Genomic DNA, 14,728 nt, shown 5'->3' with positions numbered 1-14,728 from the left:
AATGAGCTGTTCACATATGTGAATGGCTCATTTTTTTAAAACAACTATTTAGAAGCAGGATGTTCATCATCTACTGGAAAATAATCATCCATCCAATCCTGAAAAGGATCTTTGGGATCATAAGCCTTTGGCTCTCCATCGTAGGCACTCTTCATAAAGAAAGGTTCCTTATGGTGGTCTGAATGTACATCGGAATCAAACTCGTCATGATCATGAATTTCATCGGTATCAGGCATCGGTTCATAAGGAACCTGATTCGGATACGGCTGCTGCTGGTAAGGCGGTTGATTCGGATACGGCTGCTGCTCCGGATACGGAGGTTGTCCCGGATACGGTTGCTGCTGATAAGGAGGCCATTCTGAATACGGAGGCTGTCCCTGATAAGGTGGATATGCACCGCCCGGCTGATAAGGAGGAAGATCATCCTCATCTTCAAAGTTGTTATATTGATAGTTTTTGTTATACTGCTTAACTTTCTTAACCTTTACTTTTTTCTTACGGGGACGGAAAATAGTCTTTCTTCCGGTCCATCCAATGATTCGTACCAGAATGATTCCCCAGAAAACACCAAAGCTGTCGATTCCTACATCTCTTACGGAAGGACCACGCCCGGCTATAAAAGATTGATGGTACTCATCCCCGGCAGCAAATCCCACACAGATGATGCCGGCCAGAAGCATCAGCCAGATACCATGCACTCCATATACATATAATGGAAAGGATACGGCAACAGCAAGAGCAAAATATTCTGTCATATGAGCCAATTTACGGGTAACACCATTGATTCTCACAGCCCAGTTATCCATCTGCCAATAATCCAGGTTTGTTTCAAAAATATTGTCCGCAGTCTCGACAATCTTATAACTGACTTTATAACTCAACTGCGAAGAGACATCAGCAGGCTGAGCAGAGAACTGATAGATCATCACCATCAGTAAAATGGCAGGAATGAAAGAAAGGGGTTTTAATAAAGTTCGGATCATAAAAACACTCCTTTATTTTTAAATTTGTCCCTTATGATACCATGGGAAGAAAAATAAGTCTATTGTTTTTAGAAAATAATAAGAAAGTTCTTGACAGACAGAAACGAACTTACTATAATTTAACCGTGCGTGACAAAACAATCAAGGTAGAAGTGCGCACATACGGAATTATTCAAGAATGAATAGCCGGCAACCACACCCCAATGGGGGAATAACACAGGAGGTAAAAAGAATGCCAACATTTAATCAGTTAGTAAGAAAAGGCAGACAGACAACAACCAAAAAATCTACTGCTCCAGCTCTTCAGAAAGGCTTTAACTCCCTGAAGAAGAAAAGCACTGATACATCTGCTCCACAGAAAAGAGGAGTTTGTACAGCTGTTAAGACAGCTACACCTAAGAAGCCTAACTCAGCTCTTAGAAAGATCGCCAGAGTTCGTCTGTCAAACAACATCGAAGTAACAAGCTACATTCCAGGTGAAGGACACAATCTGCAGGAGCATAGCGTAGTTCTTATCCGTGGTGGTAGAGTAAAAGACTTACCAGGTACAAGATACCACATCATCCGTGGTACACTGGATACAGCAGGTGTTGCTAAGAGAAGACAGGCTCGTTCCAAATACGGAGCAAAGAGACCAAAAGACGCTAAGAAATAATTCTTAGATATCGATTTTAGTTAGTAATATAAATTAGTAAAATAATTCGTATCACAAACAGAACTAGTATTAGTGCCGGGGTTCTATTACCAGGTGGTTGCAGGTTTAAATAGAAGCTTTCGAGCACGAACACATTAGAACGACACATGTGAGTACCGATGAATTAATGAATATATTAAGGAGGGAAGTAACGTGCCACGTAAAGGACATACTCAGAAAAGAGACGTATTAGCAGATCCGTTATACAATAACAAAGTGGTTACAAAGCTCATCAACAACATCATGTTAGATGGTAAAAAAGGTGTAGCTCAGAAGATCGTATACGGAGCATTTGATAGAGTGGCTGAGAAGACTGAAAAGCCAGCTATCGAAGTATTTGAAGAAGCTATGAACAATATTATGCCTGTACTTGAAGTAAAGGCAAGACGTATCGGTGGAGCTACCTACCAGGTACCTATCGAAGTAAGAGCTGACAGACGTCAGGCATTAGCTCTTCGCTGGTTAACCATGTTCTCCCGCAAGAGAGGCGAGAAGACTATGGAAGAAAGACTTGCGAATGAGATTATGGATGCAGCCAACAATACAGGTGCAGCTGTAAAGAGAAAAGAAGACATGCACAAGATGGCAGAAGCAAACAAAGCTTTCGCTCACTACAGATTCTAATAGGAGGAATTTACCTTGGCTGGAAGAGAATATCCGTTGGAGAGAACCAGAAATATTGGTATTATGGCTCATATCGATGCTGGTAAGACCACACTGACAGAGCGTATCCTGTATTACACTGGTGTTAACTATAAAATCGGTGATACTCATGAAGGTACTGCAACCATGGACTGGATGGAGCAGGAACAGGAAAGAGGTATCACAATTACTTCAGCAGCTACAACTTGTCACTGGACACATCAGGAAAACTGTAAGCCTCAGCCAGGTGCTCTGGAACATCGTATCAACATCATTGATACTCCAGGACACGTTGACTTTACAGTAGAAGTAGAACGTTCCCTTCGTGTACTGGATGGCGCTGTCGGCGTCTTCTGTGCAAAGGGTGGTGTTGAGCCTCAGTCAGAAAATGTATGGCGTCAGGCTGATACCTATAATGTACCACGTATGGCATTCATCAACAAGATGGATATCCTTGGCGCTAACTTCTATGGTGCAGTAGATCAGATCAGAACAAGACTTGGTAAGAACGCTATTGTTCTTCAGCTGCCAATCGGTAAGGAAGATGAATTCAAGGGAATCATCGACCTGTTCGAGATGAAGGCATATATTTACAATGACGAAAAGGGTGAAGATATCTCTATCGTAGACATTCCAGAAGATATGCAGGAAGATGCAGAACTGTATCATACAGAGCTGGTTGAAAAAATCTGCGAACTGGATGATGATCTGATGATGGAATATCTGGAAGGTGAAGAACCATCTGTTGAAGCCCTGAAGAAGGCTCTGAGAAAAGGTACATGCGAATGTACAGCAGTTCCGGTTTGCTGTGGTACAGCTTACCGTAACAAAGGTGTTCAGAAACTTCTGGATGCTATTATCGACTTTATGCCATCACCTATCGACATCCCATCTATCAAGGGTGTGGATATGGAAGGAAACGAAGTGGAAAGACATTCTTCTGATGAAGAACCATTCTCCGCTCTGGCATTCAAGATTATGGCTGACCCATTTGTTGGTAAACTGGCATTCTTCCGTGTTTACTCAGGTACTATGAATTCCGGTTCTTATGTACTGAACGCAACAAAGGGCAAAAAGGAACGTGTAGGACGTATCCTTCAGATGCACGCTAATAAGAGACAGGAACTGGATAAAGTATATTCAGGAGATATTGCGGCAGCAGTTGGTTTCAAGAACACAACGACAGGTGATACCATCTGTGATGAACAGCATCCGGTAATTCTGGAATCTATGGAATTCCCAGAACCAGTTATCGAGCTGGCTATCGAGCCTAAGACCAAAGCTGGTCAGGGCAAAATGGGTGAAGCTCTTGCAAAACTTGCAGAAGAAGATCCTACATTCCGTGCTCATACTGATCAGGAAACAGGTCAGACCATCATCGCTGGTATGGGTGAACTTCACCTGGAAATCATCGTTGACCGTCTGCTTCGTGAATTTAAGGTAGAGGCGAATGTAGGTGCACCTCAGGTTGCTTACAAAGAGACCTTTACAAAAGAAGTTAATGTTGACAGCAAGTATGCAAAACAGTCCGGTGGACGTGGACAGTATGGTCACTGTAAAGTTATCTTCACACCTATGGATCCAAACGGCGAAGAAACCTTCAAGTTTGAGTCTACTGTAGTTGGTGGTGCGATTCCTAAGGAATACATCCCAGCTGTAGGAGAAGGTATCGAAGAAGCTGCACAGTCTGGTATCCTTGGCGGATTCCCTGTACTGGGTGTACACGCTAACGTATACGACGGATCTTACCATGAAGTCGACTCATCTGAAATGGCATTCCACATTGCCGGTTCTATGGCATTCAAGGACGCTATGAAGAAGGGCGGAGCAATCTTACTTGAGCCGATCATGAAGGTTGAAGTAACTATGCCGGAAGAATACATGGGAGATGTTATCGGTGATATCAACTCTCGTCGTGGACGTATCGAAGGTATGGATGATATCGGCGGCGGAAAGATCGTTCGTGGATATGTACCTCTTGCTGAAATGTTCGGTTATTCTACAGACCTTCGTTCTAAAACACAGGGACGTGGTAACTACTCAATGTTCTTCGAGAAATATGAGCCAGTTCCAAAGTCCGTACAGGAAAAAGTACTGAGTGCAAAGGCTAAATAAGAAAGAATTAAATAAAAATGGGCTTGAAAATATCTAAGATTTGAAATATAATCTTAGATAGCCTGTTATATTTTATAACAATCATAATCGCATAAAGCGCATAGTTTTAAGGAGGAAAATCACAATGGCAAAGGCTAAATTTGAGAGAACCAAACCACATTGTAATATCGGTACCATCGGACACGTTGACCATGGTAAAACAACTTTAACAGCAGCTATCACAAAAGTTCTGTCTGAAAGAGTTGCTGGTAACACAGCTACAGATTTCGAAAACATTGATAAAGCTCCAGAAGAAAGAGAACGTGGTATCACAATTTCTACAGCTCACGTAGAATACGAAACAGAAAAGAGACATTACGCACACGTTGACTGCCCAGGTCATGCTGACTACGTTAAGAACATGATTACAGGTGCTGCTCAGATGGATGGTGCTATCCTGGTTGTAGCTGCTACTGATGGTGTTATGGCTCAGACAAAGGAACATATCCTTCTGTCCCGTCAGGTAGGTGTACCTTACATCGTAGTATTCATGAACAAATGTGATATGGTAGACGATGAAGAACTTCTTGAACTCGTTGAAATGGAAATCACAGAACAGCTGGAAGAATACGAATTCACAGATTGCCCAATCATCAAAGGTTCCGCTCTGATGGCTCTGCAGGATCCAATGGGACCATGGGGAGACAAGATCATGGAACTGATGAACACAATCGATGAATACATCCCAGATCCACAGCGTGCTACAGATCAGCCATTCCTGATGCCTGTAGAGGACGTTTTCTCTATCACAGGTCGTGGTACTGTTGCAACTGGTAGAGTAGAACGTGGTGTTCTTCATGTATCTGACGAAGTTGAAATCGTTGGTATCAAAGAAGAAACTCGTAAAGTAGTTGTAACTGGTGTAGAAATGTTCCGTAAACTCCTTGATGAAGCTCAGGCTGGTGATAACATCGGTGCTCTTCTTCGTGGTGTTCAGAGAACAGATATCCAGCGTGGACAGGTACTTGCTAAACCAGGTACAGTTACATGCCATACAAAGTTCACAGCTCAGGTTTACGTTCTGACAAAAGATGAAGGTGGACGTCATACTCCATTCTTCAACAACTATCGTCCACAGTTCTACTTCAGAACAACTGACGTAACAGGTCTGATCACTCTTCCAGAAGGAACAGAGATGTGCATGCCTGGTGATAACGTAGAAATGACAATCGAACTGATCCACCCAATCGCTATGGAACAGGGTCTTACTTTCGCTATCCGTGAAGGTGGACGTACTGTAGGATCAGGACGTGTTGCTTCTATCATCGAGTAATCACTGATTGACAGATCATCATATATAATTTAGTATGTACTTCGTGTACATCGTACTGTAGCGTAAGATGCCCCGGAACCGCAAGGTTTCCGGGGTTTTTCTGTTGTATGAAAGAAATAGGTGCGACACTGTCGAACCAATCTTAAATACAAAAATGTCCATATTCAAACTAAGATATTTAGGACAAAAAAGCCACCATGTAATCACTTTACTGAAATAAAGTGGCTACATGATGGCTACATTTCGTCATTGGCAATTCGTATATTCTAAATTTTTTTCAGATTACGTTCATGTTCTTTATCCGTATGCCGTATGGCCTGATAGTCCAGATAGTCAAAAAGCTGTTTGCGGCCTTCTTCATCCAGTATATAGAACTTGGCCAAAAGTTGGTCAGAAGCCCGCCGGCTTCTGGAAGAAGATCAGTGAGGGTTCGTCCTGTCATTATTCATTCTCGTCTTCATCATCAATGGAATAGTCATTGAGTTCTGAAAAATCGAGAAATTCACTTAAGGTCATGCCAAATACATTAGCAATTCTATGGAGTGTTCTTACTTTAGGATTTTTACTCTTTCCTCTTATAATGTTATCGATCGTAGATTGCTTCAGTCCAGCTAATGTTGCAAGTTTATTTATAGTGATTTTACGGTTCTTGCATAATTGTCGAATGCGTAATGCATAAATATCGGAATAATTCATATGGTCACCTGTTATGAGTAGTTACCTTTGTAAAGTTGAAATCATCATAACAGAGGGAAATTATAAAATTACCTTTGCATAGTTGACTTTAAGCAAATTAAAGAATAATATTGAATTATTACCTACTTGTAGGTAATTTGGATGTACAAATGTCTACTGTATTATAAAAAATGCAGGAGGACAGAAAATGGAGAAGTATGCATATATTAGAGTATCCACTAAGGAACAAAGTGTAGACAGGCAGCTGTTGGCTCTGGAACCTTACAAAGTTAAAAAGAAAAATATATATTGTGATTATCAGTCGGGAAAAAGATTTTGATAGACCGGCATATCAGAAAATGATGAAAAAATTAAAACCCGGAGATTTACTGATTGTCAAAAGTATTGATCGACTGGGGCGTAACTATAACGATATTCTGGTCCAATGGCAGTATATTACAAAAGAGATAAAAGCCGATATATTGGTGTTGGATATGGAATTATTGGATACTCGACAGAAAGCAGGAAACTTAACAGGAACATTGATCGCAGATCTGGTATTGCAGATATTTGCATATGTAGCACAAACAGAACGGGAATTTATTAACCAACGGCAGGCAGAAGGAATTGCAGCAGCAAAACGTAACGGAAAGAGATTTGGCAGACCAGAAAAGAAAATGCCTGATCAATTTAAAGAGATATGTCAAAAGTGTAAAAATGGAGAAGTATCGACAAGGCAGGCGGCAGATATACTTGGAATCAGTCACACGACATTTTATAGGAGATATAGAAAAGAAGTTGAGGAAAACGTGTCGAATAGTAGACATTTTGGTACATCTGAGTAGCAGCATGAAATAGCAGTAAAAATACTGTTTTTCATGCTTTTTTTGTGATTTATCTTTTGTATTTGATTGTATCATATATGTTTCTTAATGTCTACTTTATGAAAAATAGGGGGAAAATGAATATGAGCTGTTCTTATTATGAAAATAAAGGAGCTTCTTGTATAATTCAAATATAAGGAATTCCGAGAAAGAAGGTTGAGAAAAAAATACCTCAGAGTAAAATAAGATTACTGACTTTGCACGGTTAGTAAAAAATCTTATTAAACAGTGAGGTACTTGAAATGAATTATAACACACAGAACGCAAAAATTGCATCTATTACGGAAAAAACTTTAATCATTGGTATTGATGTGGGAAGTGAAACCCATTATGCAAGGGCTTTTAGCTGGCGCAATTATGAGTACTCAAAGAAGCCGTTTGCTTTCAGTAACGATGAAGCTGGATTTGCAGCATTCAAAGAATGGATGGACGATATAGTAGAGAAACATGGAATGGAAGTTATTATTCCAGGAATGGAGCCAACAGGTCACTATTGGCTGAACCTTGGAGCGTACCTGCAGGAACAGGGAATGAAGCCGGTACATGTGAATCCGCATCATGTCAAGAAATCCAAAGAGCTGGATGACAATAATCCAAGTAAAAATGACCGTAAAGATCCAAAAACAATTGCAGGTCTGGTAAATGAAGGAAGATTCTCATATCCATATATTCCAACCGGGATCTATGCAGAAATCAGAAATCTGTCTAACCTTCGAATTCAGACACAGGAAGAGATCACAAGGATCAAAAACAGGATGGCCCGCTGGTTCAGCATTTATTTTCCGGAGATCAAAGACGTTTACAGGAATCCGGATGCAGTAAGCGGACTGATGGTAATCAAACAGGCATCGCTGCCCTGTGATATCAGGGAACTTGGAGTGGAAGGTGTAAACAAGATATGGAGAGATGCAAGGCTGAAAGGCGCTGGGATTAAGAGGGCAACGACCCTGGTAACAGCAGCGGAGCACAGCATCGGAAATACGGAAGCACCAAGAAGTGTCAGAAAAGAGATCCGAAACCTGTTGGAAGATTACGAAGGATATAAGAAACGGATGGATGAACTTATGGAAGAAATAGAGAAAACGCTTTCTGAGATTCCCTATATAGATAAGCTGATGGAGATCAATGGGATAGGGATAAAGACAGTGAGCTGCTTTATTGCAGAAGTAGGAGACATTGGACGTTTTGATAATCCGAAACAAGTGCAGAAGCTTGCCGGTTATGCGATTGTTGCGGACAGCTCTGGGAAACATAACGGAGAAAGCCGGATCAGTCACAGAGGAAGAAAGCGTTCGAGATATGCATTATATGAATCTGCGATATCCGTGATCGGAAAAAACAAAGAGTTTAAAGAAATCCATAGTTATTACCGGACAAGGGAGAAAAATCCACTGAAAAAGATGCAGTCAGTGATAGCGGTGGCATGTAAGCTGATCCGGATATTTTATACGATACTAACCAAAGGTGTGGATTATGATGGTCAGAAGATGCTGAATGACATCGTAAGACCAGAAATACAGCCAGCAGCATAAAGAGAAAGAAACAGTGTATCATGGCCGGTCTGAGCCCTTCAGAGAGGGAACTGGAAGGCTGAGACCAGCCATGATAGCTGGAATTAAGAAGTAAATGGAATGTAACAGGAAAGCGTCCACCAGAAGGTGCTGTTACAGGAAAGAAGTCAGTAATACAACAAACAAAGAATGAGCCAGTAGTCGGCAGGAATATATTCCAGAGGGCATGACCCTGTAAAGGAGCTGAGCTGACACCCTGGTTATGGACAGGCGGGACGAGAGAAGTTAGGACTCGGCATAGACTGATGATCCTGGTAGACATGGGAGGTTCGCTGCCGTAGATGGATGGGTACACACAAGGCCATGTAAAATGAAATAAGAAGACGTTTTACTTCGTGCACCCAAAATTCACTATTTTCGTACCAGATACAGAGAAATAAAGTTACGGGAATTTCTACAAATGCGTTTAAGAATAATACAGTACTTAAAACTGTTGCCATTGGAAAGAACGTAACCGTAATAGGAGCAAATGCATTCTATGGATGCAAAAAATTGAGTAAAGTAAGCGGTGGAAATAGTATTGTGAAGATTGGAGGCAGAGCATTTGCTAACTGTGTAAGCTTGAACGGTATTACAATTGCTGGCACAGTCAAAAGTATTGGAAAGCAGGCATTCTATAATTGTAAAAAACTTAGAACCATTACCTTTAAGACAAGCGCATTGTCCAGCAAGACCATTGGTACAAAAGCTTTTACAGGAACATATTTAAAACCGACGGTCAGAGTTCCGGCGAAAAAGTTGAATGCGTATAAGAAGCTTTTAAAATCAAAAGGAATGAGTGGAAAGGCAATTTATAAGAAATAAAAAGCAGGTGGCTGGCAATACCAGCTGCTTGTAATGAGAAAAAAGATTTTGACATATTTGATTTATCGTGTTAGTATGATTATAGAAAGAGTGCTACCGATAGACGGTTAGTCCGATAAATAGTTTGGCAAAAATTGCCGCCTAGTTTAGCAGACCGGGGCGGCTATTTTTGTGTCTTGTTAATATCCTTACCAAAGGTATATCCTATTCCAAAGCAGGTTAAGCCGAAGCTTATGACTGCAATGAGGTCAACAATACTCATATGGCTTAGCCCTCCTTTCGAGAGATTTCCACCAGAAAGCTCTGGGGATTTCTATGTAATCGGAGGGTCACAGTTCTTCGTTTCACTTCGGTCGTTGCAAAACGAGTGCCACTGGCACTCTGCAACCCTCCGTTGAAGGACTAACCGCCTACCGTTTTTTGGTAGCACCCATGCAATGATTATATCAATGGATTCATAGGGCTGCAAGACCTTGTTTCATTTTTTAAGAAAATGGTTGCTTTATAAAACTGGCTACATTTTGGCTACAAAATTTCTCAGAATTACCAATATCCTACATAAAATAATAAATTAAAAACAATAAAGCCACAGAAAGCAGCCGTTTATCATCAGATATAACAATCTCAAAGTCCGTGAAGGTGGACGTACTGTAGGTTCAGGCCGTGTTGCTTCTATCATCGAATAATTAAATATTCATTGATTTTACAGGGCTTCTCGAGAAATCGGGAAGCTCTTTTTTCGTTATAAGATTGCAAATTTTTTTGATACTAAAATTGTTTATTGTAAAATAGAATTCCCATTTAATTGTTGAATTATTGAAAAAGATCGGAAGAAGTTGCGTTGACAGTTGGACAGTAATGTGCTATTATAAGCAATAAAAATAACGATGCAGCCATCAGGTGCTCTCCGACAGGAGAGTCTGGAAGCCGGGTGTAAGTCCCGCACGGTGCCGCCGCTGTAAGCAGGGAGATTTTTTCGTAGATCCACTGAAGATGAGATTCGTCTTTGGGAAGGAGAAAAAGATCGCAAATCTGTAAGTCAGAAGACAGGCCTGATTGGTTATTGAGATACTTCCTGCGGGTCACAGGAACCTTGTGCAAATCGGTATGGTAATTCTGATTACTATGCTTATTTTTGATACAAAAGGTCTGTTCCTTGCGGGATAGACCTTTTTATTAATTATTGTTGTTGAGATACAGAATGTTCGGAAAAAGAAATGGAAAAAAACAACGATGAAGAAGGATCTGACAGAAGGAAAAGTATGGTTTGTACTGACCATGTTTGTGTTGCCGATCATAGCCGGCAGCATCATTCAGCAGATGTATACGACGGTAGATTCGATTATTGTTGGAAGATTTGTGGGAAAGACTGGACTTGCGGCGATTAATTCGGTCGCTACTTTATTTAAATTCCCGCTTAATTTTATGGGAGGTCTTTCCGGCGGTATGACCGTTATCATTTCCAGATATTATGGTTCTAAAAATAAGGATGAACTTGGCAAGTCTGTTCGTACTGCACTGACGATGTCCATTGTGATGGGTATTGTATTCTCTGTGATCGGTGTATCTCTGGCACCGTGGATGTTGACACTTATGAAAGTACCGGGAGATATTTTTGCACTGACTTTATCTTATGTACGAGTTTATTTTGCAGGCATTTTTGCTACCGTTATGTATAACAATGCAGCAGGTATTCTGCGTGCCTATGGAGATTCTGCAACCCCTTTATACATCCTGATTGTGTGTGGTCTGTTTAATGTGGCAGCCGATTATCTCTTTGTTGGTGTATTTGGCTGGAGTGTTGCCGGAGCGGCATATGCTACCATTATGTCACAGGTTATCAGTGCGATCATTGCGTTGTATGTGATCGAGAGGATTTCCAAAGAAGAAAAGCAGAAAATCTTCCTCTATCCGGAATTCTCTTTTGCCCACGCAGGAAGTATGGTAACGCTTGGTATTCCTTTAGGTATCAAGTCGATTCTTTTCCCGATAGCCAATTCTATTGTAGCTTCTGCGGTCAATGGCAGAGGCACGGATGTCATTGCTGCCTGGGGAGTATGTGGAACTCTGGATCTGCTGATCTGGCTGATTGCCGACTCTATGGGATCTGCTCAGTCTACTTTTGTGGCTCAGAATCTGGGCGCAAATCAGCATAAGAGAGCATACAAGGGTACTTTTATAGGTGTTGCATTGACGGTAGTTCCGGTTGCTTTAGTAAGCATAGGGCTTTTCTTTGCAGCAGGATCTTTTGGGTATCTCTTTGTACCGGATTCTGATGCACCGGCAGTTATTCCGTTGGTGATCGAATATATGCGTCTGATGGCGCCATTCTATGTGTTTTATGGTTTATATGCAGCATTCAGTGGAGCAATCTGCGGTGCCGGTCAGACACTGATCCCAACTGTGCTGACACTTACCTTTACTTGTGTGCTTCGTGTGCTTGCAATTTTCTTTGTATTACCTCACTTCGAAAGCATGGAATGTATTATCTGGATCTACATTACATCCTGGATCGTAACGGGCGTGGTATTTACTGTTATGTTCCAGTTCCTGTATCATAAATGGAATAAATAAAATGCACTTTTACACGTTAGTGTATTGACAAACTAAAGCATAAGTGTTAGCTATTTAACTAATAGAAATAAATATCAGAATTGCAGTGTCGGCTTTGAGCGTTTAGCCTTAGCCGGAGAATAGAGAATTGTGTTAGAACCACAAACGGTACCGCCGCCGTAAGCACAGATGAACCATTCACGGTGAAAGCCAGTCATTGGGGAAACCTGAGAAGGCAGATTGGTTCGAAGAAATGAGTTTTCGGAAATGTGCGAGTCAGAAGAACTGCTGCATGGGAGAGAGTTTGACAGGCGAGTAATTTGTTAGACGTTTTTGCTATGAAAAAAGACGGTCATAGTAGCTGATTTACGTTCAGCTTCTATGACTTTTTTCTTTTTTACGCGTTGTTAGGACGATTGATATTCCGGAATTTCTTAAAAATGAAATCAGGGATTATGTTAATCGCTTGTACAAATATCCAGATGATGAGAGAATCTTTCCTGTGGTAGCTGAGGCAGTGCAGCATAAAATGAAAAATCATATTGGAAAAGCAGGAGTAAAGAGAATTCGTGTGCATGATCTCCGGCACAGTCATGTCGCTTATTTGATCCATCAGGGTGTTGAACCATTGATGATAAAAGAGAGACTGGGACATAAAGACATTAAGATCACGCTCAATACATATGGACATTTGTATCCAAATGAACAGAAAAAACTCGCAGAAATGCTTAACACAAAAAAATGAAAAGATACTGTGGTACCTGTATATAAAGAAGTATTTTGGTATCACAGTATTTTTTGTGGTGAAATTGTAGAAAACGTGATATACTATAAAAAAACGGAGGAGGTAATTCGAATGGAAGCAGTACAGACAGTAAGAAAATCAGATGAGAGATATACATTAGATGATGCTGTAAATGTTCTTTTTTCTAAATTGGATTCTGCGATTGATGATATGGAAAATGGAAGAGTTATCTCGGCAGAAGATATGTGGAAAGAATTAGAAAGAGTATAAGGTGATGTATAAGCCGCATATACAGTGTTGAATATACTTATAGTGCCAGAGATGACATGTTGGGTATGAAAAAATACATTCTAGATACTTTTAAGTATCGTGAGTTAGGTGATAGCTTCGTTAAAAAAATGAAAGAGGCGGAAAAAAGCCTGAAAGTGTTACCGGCTGGTTATAATACAGTAGGATTTCAATATAGAGGTTACGATATTCATTTGAAACCATATAAGTCATATCTGTTTTTCTATGTGATAGATGAGGAAAAAGCAGTACTGACGGTGCTTAGGGTCCTGCAGGATGGAATGAACCGGGAGTACATATTGAAACGATGGCTGAGTGAGCAGGGTAACATTTAACTGGAAAATATATACAGTGCCTGACCTCGTTTTGACCCTGAAAAATTAAAAATGGTCGTTTTGAATATGATTTTCAAGCGATAGAGTTTATAAAAAAGGCTTAAAATCAAGGAAAATGAACCAGATAAACACTTTCTTAAATTCGTGAAGGTGGACGTACTGTAGGATCAGGCCGTGTTGCTTCTATCATCGAGTAATCACTGATTGACAGATAATAATTATATATTTTAGTATACACTTCGTGTGTATCGTACTGTAGCGTAAGATGCCCCGGAACCGCAAGGTTTCCGGGGTTTTTCGTAAACGGTGCAACCTGAGTACCTTTACTATACCACATATTTCTGCAATAATAGTCATAAATACTACACTGGTATAAAAAGTTAAGTCTCAACTTTTTATACTCCCTATAATTAGGAGCAGAATTATGACTACACAACCAAGTATTGTTGCACAGCAGGTACGATTACGCCAATGGGCTGAACAAATACAGTCCTGCCGTAACCGCCCAGAAGGAATGGATGTCGAAACGTGGTGCAGCCAGAACAACATCACAAAGGCGAATTATTACTACCGCCTCCGAAGAGTCAGGGAAGCCTGTCTCGAACAGATACCGGAAACACCGGCATTTGTTGAAATAGCAATGGCTGATCATATACCAGCGAAATCACCTGAAAAACTGCCAGCCATGGATGGCCAGCCGCTGCTGCGGATCCATAACCGTGCAGGTATCTCCATAGATATTTTTCAGGACATGCCTGCTGAAAAGTTGCAGAGTAGGAAAGTATAATCAAAATGGGAAACATTACACCAGAAACCGTCATCACTGTAGCCGCCTTCAGAGATAAGGCAGTGAATATGGGGATTCCATTTCAAATCCCTGCCAAAGGTGTGAAGAACCATAATAAATCCAGGAGTAAAATTTTGGGATTTATTGAGTTTGTGAAACATACGGCAGATCACGCTGGTAACAGAGTGGAAAAGGCAGTGAAGAAGATCGGGATAGTCTAGAAAAAAGTGTCTGAGGTCTTCATCAATAGTAAAAACGCAGTGCCGGTGCTGGACAGGAATGAGCTTAAAGGACATACTGGTAGCACGTTCCATAGAGTATTTGTTCCCGCAGGTAGGAC

14 protein-coding genes, 2 pseudogenes and 2 riboswitches are annotated in these 14,728 nt (G+C 40.8%); of the genes and pseudogenes, 13 read left to right on the top strand and 3 right to left on the bottom strand.

From position 1 onward, the window contains the following. Positions 1–44: 44 nt before the first annotated feature. Complete coding sequence (locus OCV47_RS15795) at positions 45–983, bottom strand: VanZ family protein (RefSeq protein WP_317244330.1); 939 nt, start codon at positions 981–983, stop codon at positions 45–47. Positions 984–1,215: 232 nt separating this feature from the next. Here OCV47_RS15795 and rpsL point away from each other — a divergent pair, with 232 nt between their 5' ends. From rpsL to tuf, 4 genes are all read left to right on the top strand, one after another. Continuing rightward, entirely contained in the window at positions 1,216–1,638 is a 423-nt protein-coding gene (rpsL, locus tag OCV47_RS11160) for a 30S ribosomal protein S12 (protein WP_117447979.1), read from the top strand. Between the two features lie 192 nt (positions 1,639–1,830). Continuing rightward, on the top strand, positions 1,831–2,301 hold the full coding sequence (gene rpsG / locus OCV47_RS11155) for a 30S ribosomal protein S7 (RefSeq protein ID WP_249307005.1): 471 nt from the start codon (positions 1,831–1,833) through the stop codon (positions 2,299–2,301). Between the two features lie 15 nt (positions 2,302–2,316). Further along, positions 2,317–4,434, top strand: a complete 2,118-nt coding sequence (fusA, locus tag OCV47_RS11150) for an elongation factor G (protein ID WP_262655139.1) — start codon at positions 2,317–2,319, stop codon at positions 4,432–4,434. A 124-nt stretch (positions 4,435–4,558) separates the two neighbouring features. Beyond that, positions 4,559–5,746, top strand: a complete 1,188-nt coding sequence (gene tuf / locus OCV47_RS11145) for an elongation factor Tu (RefSeq protein WP_117447976.1) — start codon at positions 4,559–4,561, stop codon at positions 5,744–5,746. Between the two features lie 441 nt (positions 5,747–6,187). Here tuf and OCV47_RS11140 read toward each other — a convergent pair whose 3' ends face one another. Further along, positions 6,188–6,442: a helix-turn-helix domain-containing protein gene (locus tag OCV47_RS11140; protein WP_262655138.1), complete on the bottom strand. Its 255-nt coding sequence runs from the start codon at positions 6,440–6,442 to the stop codon at positions 6,188–6,190. A gap of 187 nt (positions 6,443–6,629) precedes the next feature. Between OCV47_RS11140 and OCV47_RS16230 the strand changes: the two genes are divergently transcribed. From OCV47_RS16230 to tnpA, 9 genes and pseudogenes are all read left to right on the top strand, one after another. Further along, positions 6,630–6,761 carry a recombinase family protein gene (locus OCV47_RS16230; protein ID WP_320812851.1) on the top strand — a complete coding sequence of 44 codons (132 nt, stop codon included), beginning with the start codon at positions 6,630–6,632 and terminating at the stop codon, positions 6,759–6,761. Continuing rightward, positions 6,733–7,266, top strand: a complete 534-nt coding sequence (locus OCV47_RS11135; RefSeq protein WP_331481296.1) for a recombinase family protein — start codon at positions 6,733–6,735, stop codon at positions 7,264–7,266. Before OCV47_RS16230 ends, OCV47_RS11135 begins: the two co-directional genes overlap by 29 nt. Positions 7,267–7,547: 281 nt before the next feature. Continuing rightward, positions 7,548–8,837 carry an IS110 family RNA-guided transposase gene (locus tag OCV47_RS11130; RefSeq protein WP_262655137.1) on the top strand — a complete coding sequence of 430 codons (1,290 nt, stop codon included), beginning with the start codon at positions 7,548–7,550 and terminating at the stop codon, positions 8,835–8,837. 354 nt (positions 8,838–9,191) lie between these two features. Continuing rightward, a complete protein-coding gene (locus OCV47_RS11125) occupies positions 9,192–9,680 on the top strand; it encodes a leucine-rich repeat domain-containing protein (RefSeq protein WP_317244332.1) in 489 nt (162 codons plus the stop codon). A gap of 881 nt (positions 9,681–10,561) precedes the next feature. Then, positions 10,562–10,750, top strand: a riboswitch (cobalamin riboswitch). 163 nt (positions 10,751–10,913) lie between these two features. Beyond that, a complete protein-coding gene (locus OCV47_RS11120; protein ID WP_262655136.1) occupies positions 10,914–12,254 on the top strand; it encodes an MATE family efflux transporter in 1,341 nt (446 codons plus the stop codon). Positions 12,255–12,320: 66 nt separating this feature from the next. Next, positions 12,321–12,540, top strand: a riboswitch (cobalamin riboswitch). Between the two features lie 99 nt (positions 12,541–12,639). Beyond that, positions 12,640–12,978: pseudogene (locus tag OCV47_RS11115) on the top strand (tyrosine-type recombinase/integrase); the annotation flags it as partial. A 111-nt stretch (positions 12,979–13,089) separates the two neighbouring features. After that, positions 13,090–13,248, top strand: a complete 159-nt coding sequence (locus OCV47_RS11110) for a hypothetical protein (protein ID WP_262655135.1) — start codon at positions 13,090–13,092, stop codon at positions 13,246–13,248. A gap of 8 nt (positions 13,249–13,256) precedes the next feature. Beyond that, the gene (locus tag OCV47_RS11105; RefSeq protein ID WP_317244331.1) at positions 13,257–13,601 is read left to right on the top strand and encodes a type II toxin-antitoxin system RelE/ParE family toxin; all 345 of its coding nucleotides are present in this window, start codon (positions 13,257–13,259) and stop codon (positions 13,599–13,601) included. A 424-nt stretch (positions 13,602–14,025) separates the two neighbouring features. After that, entirely contained in the window at positions 14,026–14,388 is a 363-nt protein-coding gene (tnpA, locus tag OCV47_RS11100; RefSeq protein WP_262655134.1) for an IS66 family insertion sequence element accessory protein TnpA, read from the top strand. Here the strand turns inward: tnpA and OCV47_RS16225 are convergent. Beyond that, positions 14,376–14,728, bottom strand: a pseudogene (locus OCV47_RS16225) (transposase); the annotation flags it as partial. The gene tnpA and the pseudogene OCV47_RS16225 sit on opposite strands and share 13 nt — an antisense overlap.

Origin of the sequence: Muricoprocola aceti (assembly GCF_025567005.1) — a bacterium.
In the GTDB taxonomy this organism is placed as follows: domain Bacteria; phylum Bacillota; class Clostridia; order Lachnospirales; family Lachnospiraceae; genus Marvinbryantia; species Marvinbryantia aceti.
This window is presented reverse-complemented; position numbering and strand designations above follow the sequence as displayed.

Excerpts from the sequence above, each read along its gene's own strand:
- OCV47_RS15795 (WP_317244330.1), bottom strand. The coding sequence starts at position 983 with ATGATCCGAACTTTATTAAAACCCCTTTCTTTCATTCCTGCCATTTTA.
- OCV47_RS11120 (WP_262655136.1), top strand. The coding sequence starts at position 10,914 with ATGAAGAAGGATCTGACAGAAGGAAAAGTATGGTTTGTACTGACCATG.
- tnpA (WP_262655134.1), top strand. The coding sequence starts at position 14,026 with ATGACTACACAACCAAGTATTGTTGCACAGCAGGTACGATTACGCCAA.
- OCV47_RS11140 (WP_262655138.1), bottom strand. The coding sequence starts at position 6,442 with ATGAATTATTCCGATATTTATGCATTACGCATTCGACAATTATGCAAG.
- OCV47_RS11130 (WP_262655137.1), top strand. The coding sequence starts at position 7,548 with ATGAATTATAACACACAGAACGCAAAAATTGCATCTATTACGGAAAAA.
- OCV47_RS16230 (WP_320812851.1), top strand. The coding sequence starts at position 6,630 with ATGGAGAAGTATGCATATATTAGAGTATCCACTAAGGAACAAAGTGTA.
- OCV47_RS11110 (WP_262655135.1), top strand. The coding sequence starts at position 13,090 with ATGGAAGCAGTACAGACAGTAAGAAAATCAGATGAGAGATATACATTA.
- rpsL (WP_117447979.1), top strand. The coding sequence starts at position 1,216 with ATGCCAACATTTAATCAGTTAGTAAGAAAAGGCAGACAGACAACAACC.
- tuf (WP_117447976.1), top strand. The coding sequence starts at position 4,559 with ATGGCAAAGGCTAAATTTGAGAGAACCAAACCACATTGTAATATCGGT.